This window comes from Afipia sp. Root123D2 (assembly GCF_001425835.1).
In the GTDB taxonomy this organism is placed as follows: Bacteria; Pseudomonadota; Alphaproteobacteria; order Rhizobiales; family Xanthobacteraceae; genus Afipia.
In genome coordinates this window covers 1,364,411-1,380,976 of sequence record NZ_LMDP01000001.1, presented here as the reverse complement: position 1 = coordinate 1,380,976, position 16,566 = coordinate 1,364,411, and the positions used below count along the sequence as shown (strand labels likewise).

18 protein-coding genes and 1 tRNA gene are annotated in these 16,566 nt (G+C 61.0%); 8 read left to right on the top strand and 11 right to left on the bottom strand.

Translation table 11 applies throughout. The features are described 5' to 3' along the window. Nucleotides 1-1,173 carry a hypothetical protein gene (locus ASC80_RS06820; RefSeq protein ID WP_056294287.1) on the top strand — a complete coding sequence of 391 codons (1,173 nt, stop codon included), beginning with the start codon at nt 1-3 and terminating at the stop codon, nt 1,171-1,173. Nucleotides 1,174-1,254: 81 nt separating this feature from the next. Beyond that, complete coding sequence (locus tag ASC80_RS06815; protein ID WP_056294284.1) at nt 1,255-1,635, top strand: hypothetical protein; 381 nt, start codon at nt 1,255-1,257, stop codon at nt 1,633-1,635. On the opposite strand, the gene ASC80_RS06810 is transcribed toward ASC80_RS06815, so the two are convergent. Further along, nucleotides 1,583-3,166: a glycoside hydrolase family 17 protein gene (locus ASC80_RS06810; protein WP_244487194.1), complete on the bottom strand. Its 1,584-nt coding sequence runs from the start codon at nt 3,164-3,166 to the stop codon at nt 1,583-1,585. The genes ASC80_RS06815 and ASC80_RS06810 overlap by 53 nt on opposite strands. Nucleotides 3,167-3,552: 386 nt before the next feature. Here ASC80_RS06810 and ASC80_RS06805 point away from each other — a divergent pair, with 386 nt between their 5' ends. Next, nucleotides 3,553-4,110, top strand: a complete 558-nt coding sequence (locus ASC80_RS06805; RefSeq protein ID WP_056295707.1) for a hypothetical protein — start codon at nt 3,553-3,555, stop codon at nt 4,108-4,110. Nucleotides 4,111-4,316: 206 nt separating this feature from the next. Beyond that, nucleotides 4,317-6,977 carry a glycosyltransferase gene (locus ASC80_RS06800; RefSeq protein WP_056294281.1) on the top strand — a complete coding sequence of 887 codons (2,661 nt, stop codon included), beginning with the start codon at nt 4,317-4,319 and terminating at the stop codon, nt 6,975-6,977. A 77-nt stretch (nt 6,978-7,054) separates the two neighbouring features. Here ASC80_RS06800 and ASC80_RS06795 read toward each other — a convergent pair. Beyond that, nucleotides 7,055-7,130 (bottom strand) — tRNA-Lys (locus ASC80_RS06795). Between the two features lie 198 nt (nt 7,131-7,328). On the opposite strand from ASC80_RS06795, the gene ASC80_RS06790 reads away from it, so the two are divergent. Continuing rightward, on the top strand, nt 7,329-7,580 hold the full coding sequence (locus ASC80_RS06790; protein ID WP_056295704.1) for a hypothetical protein: 252 nt from the start codon (nt 7,329-7,331) through the stop codon (nt 7,578-7,580). An 81-nt stretch (nt 7,581-7,661) separates the two neighbouring features. Here ASC80_RS06790 and ASC80_RS06785 read toward each other — a convergent pair whose 3' ends face one another. Continuing rightward, complete coding sequence (locus ASC80_RS06785; protein ID WP_056294280.1) at nt 7,662-9,089, bottom strand: methyl-accepting chemotaxis protein; 1,428 nt, start codon at nt 9,087-9,089, stop codon at nt 7,662-7,664. A 127-nt stretch (nt 9,090-9,216) separates the two neighbouring features. Then, nucleotides 9,217-9,411 (bottom strand): hypothetical protein, encoded by a 195-nt coding sequence (locus ASC80_RS06780; protein ID WP_056294279.1) that lies wholly within the window; start codon nt 9,409-9,411, stop codon nt 9,217-9,219. An 83-nt stretch (nt 9,412-9,494) separates the two neighbouring features. Here ASC80_RS06780 and ASC80_RS06775 point away from each other — a divergent pair, with 83 nt between their 5' ends. Beyond that, nucleotides 9,495-10,421 (top strand): glycine/sarcosine/betaine reductase selenoprotein B family protein, encoded by a 927-nt coding sequence (locus ASC80_RS06775; RefSeq protein WP_056294277.1) that lies wholly within the window; start codon nt 9,495-9,497, stop codon nt 10,419-10,421. A gap of 15 nt (nt 10,422-10,436) precedes the next feature. Here the strand turns inward: ASC80_RS06775 and ASC80_RS06770 are convergent, their stop codons facing one another. Both ASC80_RS06770 and cysK read right to left on the bottom strand, forming a co-directional pair. Beyond that, on the bottom strand, nt 10,437-10,685 hold the full coding sequence (locus tag ASC80_RS06770; protein WP_056294275.1) for a BrnA antitoxin family protein: 249 nt from the start codon (nt 10,683-10,685) through the stop codon (nt 10,437-10,439). A gap of 4 nt (nt 10,686-10,689) precedes the next feature. Continuing rightward, a complete protein-coding gene (cysK, locus tag ASC80_RS06765; protein WP_056294272.1) occupies nt 10,690-11,670 on the bottom strand; it encodes a cysteine synthase A in 981 nt (326 codons plus the stop codon). A 214-nt stretch (nt 11,671-11,884) separates the two neighbouring features. Here cysK and ASC80_RS06760 point away from each other — a divergent pair, with 214 nt between their 5' ends. Next, on the top strand, nt 11,885-12,103 hold the full coding sequence (locus tag ASC80_RS06760; protein ID WP_056294268.1) for a hypothetical protein: 219 nt from the start codon (nt 11,885-11,887) through the stop codon (nt 12,101-12,103). 14 nt (nt 12,104-12,117) lie between these two features. Here ASC80_RS06760 and tgt read toward each other — a convergent pair whose 3' ends face one another. The 5 genes from tgt to coaD form a co-directional block, all read right to left on the bottom strand. Further along, the gene (gene tgt, locus ASC80_RS06755; protein WP_056294266.1) at nt 12,118-13,251 is read right to left on the bottom strand and encodes a tRNA guanosine(34) transglycosylase Tgt; all 1,134 of its coding nucleotides are present in this window, start codon (nt 13,249-13,251) and stop codon (nt 12,118-12,120) included. A 17-nt stretch (nt 13,252-13,268) separates the two neighbouring features. Next, entirely contained in the window at nt 13,269-14,345 is a 1,077-nt protein-coding gene (gene queA / locus ASC80_RS06750) for a tRNA preQ1(34) S-adenosylmethionine ribosyltransferase-isomerase QueA (protein ID WP_056294263.1), read from the bottom strand. A gap of 111 nt (nt 14,346-14,456) precedes the next feature. Then, nucleotides 14,457-14,921 (bottom strand): peptidylprolyl isomerase, encoded by a 465-nt coding sequence (locus ASC80_RS06745; RefSeq protein WP_056294259.1) that lies wholly within the window; start codon nt 14,919-14,921, stop codon nt 14,457-14,459. 78 nt (nt 14,922-14,999) lie between these two features. Beyond that, nucleotides 15,000-15,542: a peptidylprolyl isomerase gene (locus tag ASC80_RS06740; protein WP_056294258.1), complete on the bottom strand. Its 543-nt coding sequence runs from the start codon at nt 15,540-15,542 to the stop codon at nt 15,000-15,002. A gap of 85 nt (nt 15,543-15,627) precedes the next feature. Beyond that, nucleotides 15,628-16,125, bottom strand: a complete 498-nt coding sequence (coaD, locus tag ASC80_RS06735; RefSeq protein WP_056294255.1) for a pantetheine-phosphate adenylyltransferase — start codon at nt 16,123-16,125, stop codon at nt 15,628-15,630. A 164-nt stretch (nt 16,126-16,289) separates the two neighbouring features. On the opposite strand from coaD, the gene ASC80_RS06730 reads away from it, so the two are divergent. Further along, on the top strand, nt 16,290-16,553 hold the full coding sequence (locus ASC80_RS06730; RefSeq protein ID WP_056294253.1) for a hypothetical protein: 264 nt from the start codon (nt 16,290-16,292) through the stop codon (nt 16,551-16,553). Nucleotides 16,554-16,566 lie beyond the last annotated feature (13 nt).

Genomic DNA, 16,566 nt, shown 5'->3' with positions numbered 1-16,566 from the left:
ATGTCTCGGACTCGTGAGGATCTTCACGACAGCTTAGCGGACGACGACACCTCGGGCTGGATGAGCAACCTGCTCGCCGAAGAGGATGAGTTCGATCGCCGAACGCTGTGGCGTCTCGGGTCGTGGGCGGCCGGGTCGGTCGGCGCGCTGGTTGTCGCGATTCTGGCAACACATTCCTCGATCAATCTCCGGCACGACCAGACGGCGGTCGCCGATCTCCTGAAGCAATCCCGGCAGGTGCAATGGATCGCCAAAGAGAGCCAGGATGAAGCACGGCGGCTGTCGGCTGCCGTCGAAACCCTCAACGGGGATCGCGATCGGCTCTATTCACGTGTGACCGAACTCGAGCAGGGTCTGGATTCGATCACCGGCTCCGTGGCCAGCAAGACCGTGTCGCCCGGCCCGATCGAATGGCCGACCGTCTCCATGCCGCCGATCCCGACACTGCCCACGCTGGTGGAAGCTGCCGGTTTATCAGGCGGAACATCGGTCATGCCGGCTCCGGCAAAGGCACGGCAATCGCACGATCACAAGACCGAGTTGAAATCCGGCGCGACATCTGAGCCCGCCGTTGCGCCGGTGGCGACGGTTGCTGCATCGGGTCCGGTTATTGCCGGCAAATCCACCGCATCCCAGACTGCATCCCAAGCCGAAACCACTGCGGAACTGCGGACCCCGAAGGGGCAGCACCCCGCCCAAGTCGCTTCGCTATCCAGCGCGCCGAACTCGGCCGCGCTCGAACCGGTCGCGGAGAAAGTCGTCGAGCGCACCGAGTTTGGCGTCGATATCGGCAGTGCGAATTCGGTCGAGGGGTTGCGGGCGCTATGGCGTGGCGCGACCAAAACCCATTCAACGGCTCTCGCTGCGCTGGAGCCGATCATCGTCGTCAGAGAACGCAGTGACGGTCTCGGTATGCGACTGCATCTCGTCGCAGGACCTCTTGCCGATGCGGCCACGGCGGCAAAAATCTGCGCCACACTGATCGAGGGCAAGCGCGCCTGCGAAGCCGCAATTTTCGACGGTCAGCGGCTCGATCTGCAAAGCAAGAAGCCGGTCAAGGCGACGCGTCGCAAACGACACCGAGAGCCGGAAACGATTGCGGAACCTGCACCCGAGCCACCACCGCCGCTCAAGCAAGGTTTGAGTTCCTTCCTGGGATTCCGCTCGAACTAAACCTGCGGGCAAACGTCGTTCCAAAGCAGATATCGACGCCCGAGGTTGTCTGATCGGGCAAACCGAACCATAGTCGCGGCCATGAAAAAAGATCCGTTCCGCCCCACCGCCCTGCAGGTTCAGTGGCTTTTGATCGTCGGCTTCTTGTCGGTCGGCTACGCTCTCTATCTGCGTTATTTCGCGATTGAGTATTCGCCAGTCGCGCTGGCTTGCCAGGCTGGCCTGCCCACCATGCTTTGCAAAACCCGATTGATGATCACCTGGCTGTTCCAGCATTCGGCCTTCGGCATCGTGGCACTGGTCATCGCGACCCTGCATCTGATCAGGCCATCAATCGTAACGCTCACCGGCGGGCTGGTTGCTGCCGGATTCGGGATCGTCCTCTACAATATTGGATTATCAGGCGTCGCTATTGGGTTGATGATCCTTGGATTTTCGCGACCCGCGCCTGCAACAGCGTAAGCGCCAGCACCAGATAGGCGCCGCAGGTCCATAGCGACTGCCAGTTCGCGGACCCTTCATTGAAACCGATATACAGCGACGACAGCGCAAGCAGCGCTGCAAATCCCACTTCGGAGACCGGCCGAGGGCCGGTCATCGGCTTGTTCACCGCCATCAATGCGAAAAACGGTACGGTCGCCATGGTCAGCGCGGCGAACGGAAAATCGCGATAGCGCGGATCGAACACAAACCCCAGCGCACTCTCGGCCGCCAGTAGCACGAGGACGATCAAGACCAATCCCAACAACCGGTGGATACGCAGTGGCGTGCGCCACTCGCGCGGGCCCAGTATTTCCAGAAACGTCGGAAGCGGACGGCCGGCCATGGCAGCATTGGCCGTCATCAACGGCGCGATTAGAGCCACCGCAAGCCACGCACCGCCGCGAATCCAGCCGGCGGTTCCAAAGCTCTCGAGCAGCATCTTCTCGATCGCCAGCCCTCCGAGAGCGCCGCCAACCGTTGCCGAAAGCGATACGGCGAGCCATGAACTGAACCGGGGTGACCAAGGCTTCCGGCGAAGCGTCAGCAGCGCAGCGCCGTAGACCAGCAGGCAAAATCCCATGCCACCCGCCGCGTAGAATTTCCACAGCGGATAGTTGGTGATCGGCTCGCCAGGCGGATATTTCAAGGCGCGCTTGTCCGAATCGAGCAGGCCCCAGTAGCCGCCAACCGTTCCCTCAAGCTGCCGCTTCCACGGCTGGTCATAAGCCTCGATCAGGTTAACGCGGAACTTCTCCTGCCGCGCCAGTTCCAAAATCTGCGACACAACCAGCGCCTGATTGGCTCGCGACGGCAGCGCGCCGGCTCGCATGCGCCCGGCGCTCGGCCAGCCAGTCTCGCCAATCAGTATTTCCTTATCGGGAAAAGCGATCGCCATACGCTTGCGGATCGAATCGACATGGGAGGCGGCGTATTTGGCGCGAACAGGGAAATCTTCCCAGAACGGCAAGATGTGGATCGTGACGAAATCGACCGCGCTGTAGACATCCCTGTAGCGCAGCCAGAACTCCCATACATCCGCGTAGGTGACCGGAACTCCGGCGCGTGCCTTGACGGCCCGGATCGTGGCCGCGAGATCCGTGGACGTCATCTCCCCGCGCAGCAGAACTTCGTTACCGACGACCAGAGACGTGATCACGCTGGGGTATTGTTTGGCGAGATCGACCGCGGTGTCGATCTGCAAGCTGTTCTTCAGACGATTGCTGCCGAGCCAGATACCCTGAATGACCTTGAGCCCAGCCTTTTCGGCCAGAGCCGGCACCTGGTCGAGACCGTTGTCGACCGAGTAGGTCCGAACGCAGTTGGTGATCTTGGCAAGCTCGGTAAAATCAGCAGCTATCTGCGACGCAGGAACATGCAGGGCGGGATTGAGCGGCGTCTGATCGCCGCGGAACGGGGTATAGGATACACATTCGAGCTTGGTGGCGGGGTCGACCGGCGCGCGCGTCAACGCCACCGGCGTGGCGAGCCACCACCAGGTCGCGGCAATCACACTCAGCGAAACGAGAAGAAGTGCCAGCGGCGTGCGAAGTGAAATTGGTCCCGTCCTCCTGGAGGTCTCGTCGATTACCCGGTCAAGGCGCGCGTGCCAAGTGCCGGAACGAAGCAACCCACCATTTCCGAACGGCAGCCCTTTACCAAAATCCCCGCCCGGTGCGTGCTTTGCTGGACAAAAATGCAAATCTCGGTCATGGGATTCACTTGCGGTGAAAGAGCCTTAGTTGCCGCATTGGGGACCAATTTGGACGGCATCAAGCGAGCAAGCCCTCGTGTCGTGGGCAGGGCTTTCTCGTTCTCGCTGGCTCCGCCAAATGACGATCTGGGGCAAGAATGTCGATCTGGGGCGATCCAGTCTGGCAGGCAATGATCGGGGACTTTATGCGTCGTTTTGTAACCACCTTTCGGCATGTGACCATGCGCTGCATAGCGGTGCCGGGCGCCGCCCTCTTGATCGGCATTGGTGCCGCGATCGCCCAGAGTGGCGATCTGCGCGCCCAGGATCAATCGAAACAGCAACAGCAGCCCAATGCAGCGGAAGCCGCGGCCGCAGCGGCGCGCGACAGCAAGCGCAAGGCAGCCGAGTTCGTGGAGGCCGCTCAGGCCATTAACGGCCCGGCTGGAAACCCCGAATGCGTCTGGCTCGGACGTCGGGTGGTCGGTCTGATGTGGCGCGATGACCTGGATACCGCTTTCCGACATCTCGACCTGTATGACCGGTTCGGCTGTCCTGGTGGACATGTTCAGGCGGCGTTCCGTTGCCTCGTCCGGTTCGGAGGGACGATCGACAACAAGGTCGCCGAGAGCCTGAACAACCGCGTTCACGCCTGCTGGGTCAACCCCGGCGCCCAGCCAGAAGCTGCCGCGGCAGCTCCGCCGGCCCCGGCACCTGCGGCGCCACCGGCTCAGGGTGCGGCGCCAACGCCGCCGGCCAAATAGCTGGACAGGTTTGCGACAGGCGGAACGATAGGAAATCTCCGTCGTTCTGCTGTTGTGACGCCCTCAAAACGCCACGGCGTCATACCAGTTGTTAAATCGCGTGGCATAGACAGGCTGAGTTGGATAAGCTTATTTGCCTCCGCCTTGGTCGAGCTTAGGGGACAGGCTCACGACCCTGCCATGTTTGCCCCTTATGGTTTGTTGCGATGCGCGTAGTCGTGGCTGTTCTGTTATGTGTCGCCGCCGCTCACGCTGCCCTCTGGGGTGTTTTGCGAGACCAGCAGGACGCCCCTGATTTCCGCGGCATGCTTCCGAGTGTATCCTACGCTCCGTTCGAGGGCTCTGGACATCCTGACGTCGACAACATCCCGACCGTCGAAAAAATCCGCGCCGACTTCAAGAAACTTGCCACGATGACCAAAGCCATCCGGCTTTACTCGTCGACGGGAGGCGTCGAACTGGTTCCGCCGATCGCCGCCGAATTCGGCCTCAAGGTGACGGTGGGCGCGTGGATCGACAAAAATCCGGAGCGCAACGAGCGCGAAATCCGCGCGGCGATCGACCTCGCCAAACGCAACAGCAACGTTATCGGCGTCGTCGTCGGCAACGAAACCATCTATCGCGGCGAGCAAAAAGTCGCCGACCTCATCCAACTCATTCAGCGCGTCAAAAAGCAGGTCAATGTTCCTGTTACGACAGGTGAAATCTGGAACATCTGGCGCGACAATCCCGAACTTTCCTCATCGGTCGATTTCATCGCAGCCCACATCCTGCCGTACTGGGAGAATTTCACCGACAAGCAGGCCGTCGATCAGGCGATGTATATCTACGGGCTGCTGCGGGAGACCTTCCCCGGCAAGCGCATCGTGATCGCCGAATTCGGCTGGCCCAGCGCCGGCTATAATCTGCGCAACGCCAACCCTGGGTCGTTCGAGCAGGCCAGCGTCCTGCGCAATTTCGTGACCCGCGCCGAAGCCATCGGCATGGACTACAACATCGTCGAAGCGATCGACCAGCCGTGGAAGTTTTTTGAAGGCGGTGTAGGACCTTACTGGGGTATCCTTAATGCGGACCGCGAACCAAAATTCGCATGGACCGGTCCCATTGTCGATCAGGATTACTGGAAGTTAGCGACCATTGCCGTTCTGGTTGGCATCCTCCTTTCACTTCCCATTTTGCGCCTAGTGGCGCCGACCGCGGCACAGAGCTTTGTCCTGACCGCTGCCGCCAATATCGTCGGCGCCTGGGTCGCGACCATCTTCGCCTACTGGAATACGCATTACTTTGTCTTCGGCTCGGCCTTCGCCCTGACTCTCGGCATCATCCTGCTGGTGCCCTTGATCCTGATCGCGATGGCACGGATCGAGGAAATCGCCGCGGTCGCATTCGGGCGCGGCCCCCGGCGGCTGATCGCCAAGGCCCTGCCTCCGCCCGCCGATGGAATTTTCCCCAAGGTTTCGATTCACATTCCGGCTTATTACGAGCCCCCGGAAATGCTGAAGCAAACCCTCGATGCGGTTTCGCGGCTGGAGTATCCCAACTTCGAATGCGTCGTGATCATCAACAACACGCCTGATCCGGCGTTCTGGCAACCGATTCAGGATCATTGCCGCGCCCTCGGCGAGCGCTTCATCTTCATCAATGCCGAGAAGGTTCAGGGCTTCAAGGCCGGCGCGCTCAAGATCGCGATGGAACGCACAGCGCCAGACGCCGAGATCATCGGGATTATCGACGCCGACTACGTCGTGACGCCTGATTGGCTGAAGGACCTCGTCCCGGCATTTGCCGACCCGCGGGTCGGACTGGTGCAGGCGCCGCAGGATCACCGCGACGGCGACCGCTCGTTGATGCATTACGCGATGAACGGCGAGTATGCAGGGTTCTTCGACATCGGAATGGTTCAGCGGAACGAGGTCGATGCGATCATCGTTCACGGCACGATGTGCCTGATCCGCCGCGCTGCGATGGACATGGCAGGTGGCTGGGCTGGCGATACCATCTGCGAGGACACCGACCTCGGTCTTGCCATTATCGAGCAGGGTTGGACGACCCACTACACCAACAAGCGCTACGGCTTCGGCTTACTGCCGGACACCTACGAGGCGTTCAAGAAGCAGCGCCATCGCTGGGCCTATGGCGGGTTCCAGATCGTCAAGAAACATTGGCGTCGCTTCCTGCCCGGCGCGAGCCGCCTGACCCCCGATCAGCGCCGCGAGTTCGCCCTGGGCTGGCTGAACTGGCTCGGCGCCGAGAGCCTCGGCGTGGTGGTCGCGATCCTCAACCTGATCTGGGTGCCGGTGGTCTCGTTCGCCGACATCGCCATCCCCGACAAGATTCTGACGCTGCCGATCATCGCCTCGTTCTTCGTGTCGTTGATTCACTTCGTTGCACTCTACCGCCTGCGCGTGCCGATCAAGATGGGCCAGTTGCTCGGCGCCATGATCACCGCCATGTCGGTTCAGTGGACAGTGTCGCGCGCGGTCGCCAATGGGCTGATCACCGAACACCTTCCCTTTGCGCGCACATCCAAGGGCGGCCTGTCGCTGATGTCGGTGGAATTCCAGGCCTTCTGGGAAGCCGTCATCGGAACGCTTCTGATCATCGGCGCAATCGTTCTGGTGGCCTTCAACGTGAAGGAAGTGCGCGAGATTTACATCTTCGCCGGGGTGCTGGTGCTGGAGAGCCTGCCGTTCCTTTCGGCAGTCGGCATCGCCATTCTCGAGAACTCGCGCGCCAACCAGTTCTCGTTCTGGCGCAACTCCACCATCCGCGCCGCCGAGTTGATCGGAATTCGTTCTCCCGCACCGCAGCCGGCCATCAACGTGCAGCAGCCCGTCGCGTCCGAAGCCAGACACGACGCCAAATAGCCACTCGCCTGTCGCTCATCGCGAGAGCATGCGGCGGCGGATTGCAATCCGCCTCTCGAATGTCTGGGAGACCTTCATGGTGAGCGCGGAGGGACTCGAACCCTCGACCCCATGATTAAAAGTCACGTGCTCTACCACCTGAGCTACGCGCTCACACGTCGCGGTGTGTAGGGGTCGAGGTACGTGGGGTCAAGCCCGAGCGGCCGCCATCCTTAGCTGTGGAAAGATCGCGTGACCCGGCACCAACGTTCTCGTCGCTCCTTTGGCGCAGCCTGTTTTGCCTTTGTTTGACGAAAGAACAAAAAGAGAACATAATCACCCTCACGCAATCACAGCATGCGGGAGCCGATCATGGCTGACATCACCTACTATGTTGCCCTTCCCTTTCTGCAGGACGACGATGGAACCGGTATTGCCGGGGCAGCCGAGGAGTTTCAAACGCCCTCGTCGGCGGTCCGTCGGGCTGAGATCCTGTCACGAATTGCAGGGCATGTTGGTGCCCTCGCGTTCAGCCGCTCCGGCGATCCACTCGCGGGAGAGTTCAAGGACGCGGTTGTCCTGAGATCATTCGGCGACGTGCCGTCGGATTTGAGCGGGCTATAAGGTGAGCGGGCAGTTTCCAGCGGCCCGCCTTCAGGAGCATGAAAGGAAAGCTGGCTGCCGGCCGTACAGGATCCGGTGTGATTACTTTTGCCGGAAGCCCATCCGGAACGAGCCCCAATGCCGGCCGCGCACAAAGATCGGTGCGGACAGATCGTTGAGCAGCACGAAGACTCCGCCGCCCATGTCCCGGCGGTAGGTCTGGAGAAAAAACGGCTTGGTATTCGCCCCAACCCTCAGCACGGCGCGATCATCGAACAGACGCCGGTTGCGGCAGTTGGTTGCGTTCCAGATCGGATCCTTGCCCTGAGGATGCCGGTAATTCGGATTGTGGGTCGGCAGATAGCCGCCCTTGGTCCAGGCGACGCAGAACACGATGCGAGAATCCATGCTCTGAACGGGGTCCTGAATCGGCGGGAGTATCCGGTCGGTGAATTCGACGTAGTCAGTCATATACTGCGGCGGGTTGGTCCCCGGAATTTCCCGGTAGTTCTCATCGAACAGCCGATCCGCGGTGATCTCTCCACGTTGAATCGCATCCTCGAAGGCGTCCGAGATTTTTTTTGCAGTGTCCACGACGGCGCGAATCAGCGGAGTATCCGATGTTTCAACGCCGCTGGTGGCGATGGCCTCGATCAGCGATTCCGAAAGGCCCAGCAATCCTTCAACGCGCTCATCGGCCCGTTGCAGGTCGCCCGATGACGCGTCCACGCCCTTGACCAACGCGCCAAGCTCGTTGATCGCCGCGTCGCAGTGGCCGAGATTGGCGGCGGCGGCTGCCGCGATTGCGTTGATATCCTGACCGACCGCAGATATCCCCTCGTGAACGCGGGCGATCACACCCTGAATCCGATCAGCGCCCTCGCCTGCGTCTTTCGCCTGCCGCGTCGCAGATACGCTGACGTCGATCAGGCTGCCGATCTGGGCATCCAGATCACGAACCGTATTTCCGATCTGGAGAGTTGCAAGACGGGTTGCCTCCGCAAGGCTCTTCACTTCGTTGGCGACGACCGCGAAGCCGCGCCCCGCCGAGCCGGCGCGGGCGGCTTCGATCGTCGCATTCAGCGCCAGCAGATTGGTCTGCTTGGCGATGCCTTCGATGGTGCCTGACACGTTTCCGACCTGCGCCAGAACCGTGCTGACTGAACTCAGTCGCTCCTCGATCCGCGAAACCGCACGAACCAGTTCGGCAATATGTTCGACCGCGGAGGTCACCACCGTCCGGGACTCGGAAATCTCAGACACCGCGGATGAGGCCGCCGTTTGGACCGCACGTGCCGCCGCATCGATGTCGCGATTGGCGGACACCATCGTCTCAGTGGTTCGCTGCAGATGCCCGCATTGTGCCGACTGGTGAGATACGCGTTCGGCCACATCGTGAACATTGCCGAGCACATCGGCGAGTTCGACACCGAGCCGGCCGACGCCGTTGCCCAGGTCTTCGATCAGGTGCTCGCTGGGTGCTCCGGATGACGAACCGCTGATTGGCATTTCCAGTTGCGGAAGCGTCATCGCAAATATCCTCAGTGATGGGAAAATGAACCTGACTAAATTAGAGGCAATACTTACTCTTTAATGGTAAACAATGACTTAGACAGCATTTCCCATTTCATTTTTGGTAATTAGCAACCGCCCCGCATCAGGATTTGCGCTCTTCCTGCTCCTTCAATTCCTGCTCATCGAGGTCGCGTTTCGGCGTTGCGAAATCGCCATCATCGGACGTATCCACCTCGAACGGCGCATCCTTCCCCGGCCATGATGGCTTGCCGCGCTTCGGTTTCGTCGTCGTTCGCTTGCGCGAGACCGCCTTGTCCTTCCCGGCACGTCCGCTCATCACGTTCCTCCCCTGCGGCCCATGCATGGCCGCTCGTCACTGTATCTGATACCACATCATCGAATACATCGAACGGAAGCGATATGACCGCCAGCGCAGAACACGACGTTCAGGACTTCGATGTCCCAGTTCCCTACATGCAGCGCACGCGGGATTACTATCTCGCGATCGGCTACGACACGCCCTATCGCTGGGCGCACAATATCGACGCCCCCTTCCAGCCGCTGATGAAGCCGCTTGCAAAGGCGCGCGTGGCGATCATTACGACAGCGGCCCGCTTCGATCCGACCAAGGGCGATCAAGGGCCGGGGGCGGCCTACAACGGGAGCGCAAAGTTTTTTCAGGTGTACGATGGCGACACCACGAAAGACCACGACCTGCGCATTTCCCATATTGCCTATGATCGCAAGCATACGTCGGCCACCGACATCGGCACATGGTTCCCGTTGCATCAGCTTCGCCGCCTCAAAGCGGAAGGCCGGATCGGCGAGCTTGCGCCACGGTTTTTCGGCGCGCCGACAAACCGCAGCCATCGCGTCACCATGGATATCGATGCGCCGGAGATTCTGGCGCGCTGCAAGGCCGACGGTGTCGACGCAGCTATTCTCATTCCGAACTGTCCGGTCTGTCACCAGACAACAACGCTGACCGCGCGGCATCTCGAAGCCAACGGCATTTCGACCGTGGTCATGGGGTGCGCCAAGGACATTGTGGAGCATGCTGCTGCGCCGCGCTTCCTGTTCAGCGATTTCCCGCTCGGCAACTCCGCGGGAAAACCCGATGACGTGGCATCGCAGGCCTTCACTCTCGAACTGGCGCTGAAAGTACTGGAAACCGCCCCGGCGGCACGCACCACGGTCCAGTCGCCGTTGCGATGGAGCGCGGATGCATCCTGGAAGCTCGACTACAACAACGTCTCGAAAATGCCGGCGGAAGAACTGGCGCGCCGCCGCCGCGAATTCGATGCGCAGAAGGAAGCAGCGCGAGCCAATCGCACCGACGCCGCATGAACGCGCGGTTCCGGCTTAGTCCGAAAGACCCGCGGCCTTGCGCAGCGCGGCGTTGATCCGGTCCTGCCACCCGGGCCCATCCTCCTGGAAATGCGCAAGCACGTCCTGATCGATGCGCAACGAAACCAGTTCCTTGACGCCCGGCAACGTCACGGTCTTCGGCAGCGGGTCCGGCTTTTTCGCCGTGACGGATTTGAAAGCGGCTTCGGCCTCGGTTTTGGCATCGCTCAATGTGCGTGGCCGCCGCGGCGGATTGGATGACATCGGATTAAATTCCCTCAAACAATACGGTCGATAGATAGCGCTCGGAGAACGACGGCACGATGGCCAGAATGGTCTTCCCGGTATTCTCAGGGCGTTTTCCCAGTTCGAAGGCTGCGGCAATCGCTGCGCCCGACGAGATCCCACCGGGGATACCCTCCATACGGGCCAAGGCTCGCGACATCTCGATCGCGCTCGCGCTGTTGACCTTGACGACCTCATCGATCACCGAGCGATCGAGAATATCCGGAATGAATCCGGCACCGAGGCCTTGAATCTTGTGCGGTGAATGCTGGCCGCCCGACAGAATCGCGCTTTCCTCCGGTTCAACCGCCACGATGCGCAGCGATGGCTTGCGTGGTTTGAGCACCTGCCCGACGCCGGTGATCGTTCCGCCGGTGCCGACGCCCGCCACGAAAATATCGATCTTGCCATCAGTATCGTTCCAGATCTCCTCGGCCGTCGTGCGGCGATGAATTTCAGGGTTCGCCAGGTTTTTGAACTGCTGCGGCATGATTGCCTTGGGCGTCGTCCGCACAAGCTCTTCGGCCGTCGCAATTGCACCTTTCATGCCTTGCGCGACGGGGGTGAGAACAATCTCGGCTCCCAGAAAAGCCAGCATCTTCCGCCGTTCCATCGACATTGATTCCGGCATCACCAGCTTCAGCCGGTAACCGCGCGACGCCGCAACATACGCGAGCGCGATGCCGGTGTTACCCGATGTCGGTTCGATCAAAACCGTATCAGCATCGATGATCCCCGCCCTTTCCATCGCAATAATCATCGCCGCGCCAATGCGATCTTTCACGCTGGCGGTCGGATTAAAATACTCAAGTTTTGCGAGAATTGTCGCCTTCACTCCGTGCTGTTCCGGCAACCGCCGCAAACGCACGACCGGCGTATCGCCGATTGCATCAACAATGCTGTCGTAGATTCGGCCGCGCCCGGGGCGCCGCGACGACGCACTGGCTTTTGACGGTCCATCCATGCAGTTTCTCCAGAAATTAAAACGGGTGCAGGCATAAAGGCTTGAGCGCACCGCCATTATCGTGCGCCATGACGCGCGCGCAAGGGGCACGAGTACCGTGACAAAACGCTGCACTGCAAACCTGCCATATCGCAAAAGAAACTTATTTGTGTTGCGACATGTTCAAACTTCCCGGCTATGGTGCATCCAAGATGCAGAGCAACAGGAGGTGACGATGCCAGCTATCGCTGAAATCCAAACCACCACACCACCTCACGCGCCGCTCATTCCATTGCGCAGCCATCGCCCGATCTGCACCATCTGCGCGGACTCAATGGTTGCTGCGGAAGCATCCGCATTCGTCTCGGACGACGTCGTCAGCTATTTGTGGACATGCGATACTTGCGGCTATGGCTTCGTGACAAAGCACGCAATCGGAAAAACCGCCGCCTGAGCGGAGCAAAGGGTTCAGCGCGGAGGAATATCGCCCAGCGCCCATTCAGCCTTCGTTCGTTTCTGAAACCCGGCAAACGTTCCAGCCGCAACGGCAGCGCGCATATCGCTCACGAGACTTTGAAAATAAGCGATGTTGATTTCCGAAAGCAGCATTGCACCGAGTGTCTCGTTCGATTTGACCAGATGATGCAGATACGCCCGCGCGTAAGTCCGCGCCGGTGGCCACGTGCTTTCCTTGTCGAGCGGGCGCGGATCATCGGCGTGGCGGGCGTTGCGTAGATTGACCGGCCCCCGGCGCGTGAACGCATGGCCGTGCCGGCCATTACGGGTCGGCAGCACGCAATCGAACATGTCGATGCCACGCGCAACCGCTTCGAGGATGTCGTCCGGCGTGCCGACACCCATCAGGTAGCGCGGACGATCCTGCGGCAGAATCGGCGCCACCTCTTCGATCATCGCCAGCATCACAGCTTGCGGTTCGCCGACAGCGAGGCCGCCGATCGCGTAACCATGAAATCCGATATCGATCAGTGCCCGCGCACTGTCGCGGCGCAGTTCCGGAACGTCACCGCCCTGCACGATTCCGAACAGCATGTATCCCGGCGGTGACTGCTCGAATGCCCGCTTGCTGCGCTCGGCCCAGCGGATCGACAGTTGCATGGCGCGATCGATATCCGCTCGCTCCGCCGGCAGCCGGACGCACTCGTCGAGTTGCATCGCAATGTCGGAATTGAGCAGGCGCTGCACCTCGATGGCTCGCTCGGGAGACAATTCCAGCGGCGATCCATCGATATGAGAGCGGAACGTCACCCCCTTCTCGGTCACCTTGCGCAGTTGCGCCAGCGACATCACCTGGAAACCGCCGGAGTCGGTCAGCATCGGACCGTTCCAGCCGGTGAATGTCTGCAAGCCGCCCAACGCGGCAATGCGCTCGGCGCCGGGACGCAACATCAGGTGATAGGTATTGCCAAGGACGATATCGGCGCCGGCGTCACGGACGTCACGCCAGTGGATGCCTTTCATTGCACCTGCCGTGCCGACCGGCATAAACGCCGGCGTGCGCACATCGCCATGCGGCGTCGTCAGCACACCCGTGCGCGCCGCGCCGTCCTGTCCGAGAAGTCGGAAATGATTGGCTACCGTCATGAGAGCGGAGTTATGCGCTATGCGTCGGCGCGAAACAACAGGCAGGCGTCGCCATAGGAATAGAAGCGATAGCCGTTGCGGATTGCATGGTCATAAGCCTGCTTCATTACATCGAGACCGCTGAAGGCCGAAACCAGCATGAACAGCGTCGAACGCGGCAGATGGAAGTTGGTCATCAGCGCATCGACAGCACGAAAACGATAACCCGGCGTGATGAAGATCGACGTCTCGTCGGCAAACGGCCGGATCGTGCGGTCATCGGCGGCAGCACTTTCCAGAAGGCGCAGCGACGTAGTGCCGACCGCGACGATGCGCCCACCATTCCCGCGCGCGGTGTTGAGAGCATCGGCCGTCGCCTGCGAGATCGTTCCCCATTCGGCATGCATCCGATGGCCTTCCGTGTCGTCAGCCTTCACGGGGAGGAAGGTCCCGGCGCCGACGTGCAGCGTCACGCGATGAAGCCCGATGCCGCGTGCCTGCAACGTGGCTTGAAGTTCGGGAGTGAAGTGCAATCCCGCCGTCGGAGCGGCAACGGCACCTTCATGGACTGCGAACATGGTCTGATAGTCCGCCGCATCGCGATCATCCGGCGCCCGTTTGGAGGCAATGTAAGGCGGCAGCGGCGGCGAGCCGACATCGGCGATTGCCTGATCGAGGATCGGACCGTGGAAAGCGAACGACAACGTGACTTCGCCAGCCTCCCCTTTGTGTTCGACTTCGGCGTCCAGATTGCCGAGCAGACAGACCCGGCCCTCGTTTCCGAAACGAACAAAATCGCCGACTGCCAGCTTTTTTGCAGGTTTCACCAGCGCCTGCCAGCGTGAGCCGTCGATGCGCTTGATCAGCGTCGCGTCGATCCTCGGCTCGGCCTCGCGACCGACACGGCGGCCGGTCAGTTGCGCCGCCATTACCTTGGTATCGTTGACAACGAGCTGGTCGCCGGGCCGCAGGAATTCAGGGAGATCCCGCACCGCGCGATCGAGCAGCTCTTCGCCCGGCCGCACGACCAGAAGCCGCGCATGATCGCGCGGGCTCGCAGGCCGTAGCGCAATGCTGTCCGGCGGCAGATCAAAATCGAAGAGATCGGTGCGCATGGCCTAACTGTCACCGCCAAACGGCGTCCGGCAACCCGCCTTTTTGCTTAGGCCAGCTGTTGCCAAGGCCGTGGATGTCCGGGGGAAAATCCCCGGACATGGGGTCGAAATTTACGCCGCGTCGGCGGCCATGTGCGCCTTGACGATTTTATCGGGGTTCTGCACCGGCTCGCCGCGCTTGATCTTGTCGACGTGCTCCATGCCCGAGGTCACCTTGCCCCAGACAGTGTACTGCTTGTTGAGGAACGGCGCGTCATCGAAGCAGATGAAGAACTGGCTGTCGCCCGAATCCGGGCTTGCGGCGCGGGCCATCGACGCAGTGCCGCGCACATGCGGCTCGTTGTTGAATTCGGCCTTGAGCTTCTTGCCGGAGCCGCCGGTGCCGATGCCCTGCGGACAACCGGTCTGGGCCATGAAGCCGTCGATCACGCGATGGAACACGATGCCGTCGTAGAACCCCTCGCGCACCAGCTCCTTGATCCGCGCGACGTGGCCGGGTGCCAGGTCCGGACGCATTTCGATGGTTACAGGTCCCTGCGTGGTTTCCAGGATCAGCGTGTTCTCGTTGTCAGCCATGATATGTGCCTTCTGTATTGGGGAAATTCAGATGCCATCGAACAGATGGGGCTAACGCCCCATCGTTCAATGCGCTTGTTACTTGATGTCGGATGCGACCTGCACCTTGACCATCTTGTCGGGATTCTGCACCGGCTCGCCGCGCTTGATCTTGTCCACCACATCCATGCCGGACACGACTTCACCGACCACGGTGTATTTCCCGTTCAGGAACGAGGCATCGCCGAAGCAGATAAAGAACTGCGAATTGGCGGAGTTCGGATCACCCGCCCGCGCCATGCCGACAGTGCCACGCTTGAACGGCGTGCTGGTGAATTCCGCGGCGAGATTGGGATATTTCGAACCGCCCGTGCCGTTGAACTTCGATCCGTCGCCGGTCTGGGCCATGAAGCCTTCGATCACGCGATGGAACGGCACGTTGTTGTAATAGCCGTCACGCGCGAGCTGCTTGATGCGCTCGGCATGCTTCGGCGCAAGGTCCGTGCGCAGCTTGATCACGACGCGGCCCTTTGTGGTGTCGATGACGATTGCGTTCGCCTTGTCGAGACCGGCAGGAAGCGTTTGCGCGAATGCGGGGATCGCGAACGCGACAGCCGCAAGAACAGCAAGAATTCTGATCATGAAAACTCCAATGTGGATCGGGGGCGATCTGGCTCATTCCGGTCGGCAACCGTGACAGGAAATGTCCTGCCGCGGATCGTGGTTCTTATCCGGCGAACCTGGCTTTCAGCTTGGCGGCAACGGCCTTGGGAACGAAGTGGGAAACGTCGCCACCCATCCCCGCGATCTGGCGCACGAGTGTGGCGGTGATCGGGCGGACAGCAGGAGAAGCCGGCAGGAAAACGGTGTGAACGCCCGGCGCCATCGCCTGGTTCATGCCGGCAATCTGCATCTCATAGTCGAGATCGGTGCCGTCGCGCAGACCGCGGATCAGCATGTTCGCACCGACCCTCTGGGCCGCGGTGACAGTCAGATCATTGAACGTGATGCATTCGACCTTGCAGCCCGCTTTTGCGGCGACGGGCTCGAACACCTCCATCACCATTTGCAGGCGCTGTTCGGTCGGGAAAAGCGGTGCCTTGCCGGGGTGAATGCCGATGGCGACGACGAGGCGGTCCACCAGGCTGCAAGCCTGCCGCACAACATCGAGATGGCCGTTGGTGACGGGGTCGAACGACCCCGCATAAAGGGCGACGCGGGACATGGCTTCCTCCTACCCCGCCCCGCGCAATGCCGCAAGCAAACTTGGTTCCCGGCCAAACGGAGGGATTCGACAGTTAAATTTTTCCCCTGGAATGAACCTTTTTCGCCCACCAGGCGTCTTCTTCCCGAAAGGGCCATCAAAAGCCCGAATGACAGGGGACCGTCATGATCAAGGCGCTTTCAGCTTTCGCCATCGCGGCTTTCATGGCCGCCGCACTGACCCTTTTGCCAGGGTTCGCCCCCATCGTGAATGCCAGCGCCCCAAAGCCGGTCGCGGCTGCGGCCAAGGGGGACAGGCTGCCCGTCCGAACGGCTCGCCTCTCGTGTGACGAGCAGTCATGGCCGAATATCGATTCCCGCTGCCTGCGCCGGGGTAACTCAGACACGGTGGTTCGGCAGGTCCGCGTCGTCACCGCCCGCCGCAATTGACGGCCGTAAGCAG

Bases quoted from the DNA above. Each gene is read 5' to 3' on its own strand.
- ASC80_RS06770 (WP_056294275.1), bottom strand. From the start codon at position 10,685: ATGTCATCCAATCCGCCGCGGCGGCCACGCACATTGAGCGATGCCAAA.
- ASC80_RS06775 (WP_056294277.1), top strand. From the start codon at position 9,495: ATGACCGCCAGCGCAGAACACGACGTTCAGGACTTCGATGTCCCAGTT.
- ASC80_RS06820 (WP_056294287.1), top strand. From the start codon at position 1: ATGTCTCGGACTCGTGAGGATCTTCACGACAGCTTAGCGGACGACGAC.
- ASC80_RS06785 (WP_056294280.1), bottom strand. From the start codon at position 9,089: ATGACGCTTCCGCAACTGGAAATGCCAATCAGCGGTTCGTCATCCGGA.
- ASC80_RS06780 (WP_056294279.1), bottom strand. From the start codon at position 9,411: ATGAGCGGACGTGCCGGGAAGGACAAGGCGGTCTCGCGCAAGCGAACG.
- ASC80_RS06800 (WP_056294281.1), top strand. From the start codon at position 4,317: ATGCGCGTAGTCGTGGCTGTTCTGTTATGTGTCGCCGCCGCTCACGCT.
- coaD (WP_056294255.1), bottom strand. From the start codon at position 16,125: ATGTCCCGCGTCGCCCTTTATGCGGGGTCGTTCGACCCCGTCACCAAC.
- ASC80_RS06730 (WP_056294253.1), top strand. From the start codon at position 16,290: ATGATCAAGGCGCTTTCAGCTTTCGCCATCGCGGCTTTCATGGCCGCC.
- ASC80_RS06760 (WP_056294268.1), top strand. From the start codon at position 11,885: ATGCCAGCTATCGCTGAAATCCAAACCACCACACCACCTCACGCGCCG.
- ASC80_RS06740 (WP_056294258.1), bottom strand. From the start codon at position 15,542: ATGATCAGAATTCTTGCTGTTCTTGCGGCTGTCGCGTTCGCGATCCCC.
- tgt (WP_056294266.1), bottom strand. From the start codon at position 13,251: ATGACGGTAGCCAATCATTTCCGACTTCTCGGACAGGACGGCGCGGCG.
- ASC80_RS06790 (WP_056295704.1), top strand. From the start codon at position 7,329: ATGGCTGACATCACCTACTATGTTGCCCTTCCCTTTCTGCAGGACGAC.
- ASC80_RS06745 (WP_056294259.1), bottom strand. From the start codon at position 14,921: ATGGCTGACAACGAGAACACGCTGATCCTGGAAACCACGCAGGGACCT.
- ASC80_RS06815 (WP_056294284.1), top strand. From the start codon at position 1,255: ATGAAAAAAGATCCGTTCCGCCCCACCGCCCTGCAGGTTCAGTGGCTT.
- ASC80_RS06805 (WP_056295707.1), top strand. From the start codon at position 3,553: ATGCGTCGTTTTGTAACCACCTTTCGGCATGTGACCATGCGCTGCATA.
- queA (WP_056294263.1), bottom strand. From the start codon at position 14,345: ATGCGCACCGATCTCTTCGATTTTGATCTGCCGCCGGACAGCATTGCG.
- cysK (WP_056294272.1), bottom strand. From the start codon at position 11,670: ATGGATGGACCGTCAAAAGCCAGTGCGTCGTCGCGGCGCCCCGGGCGC.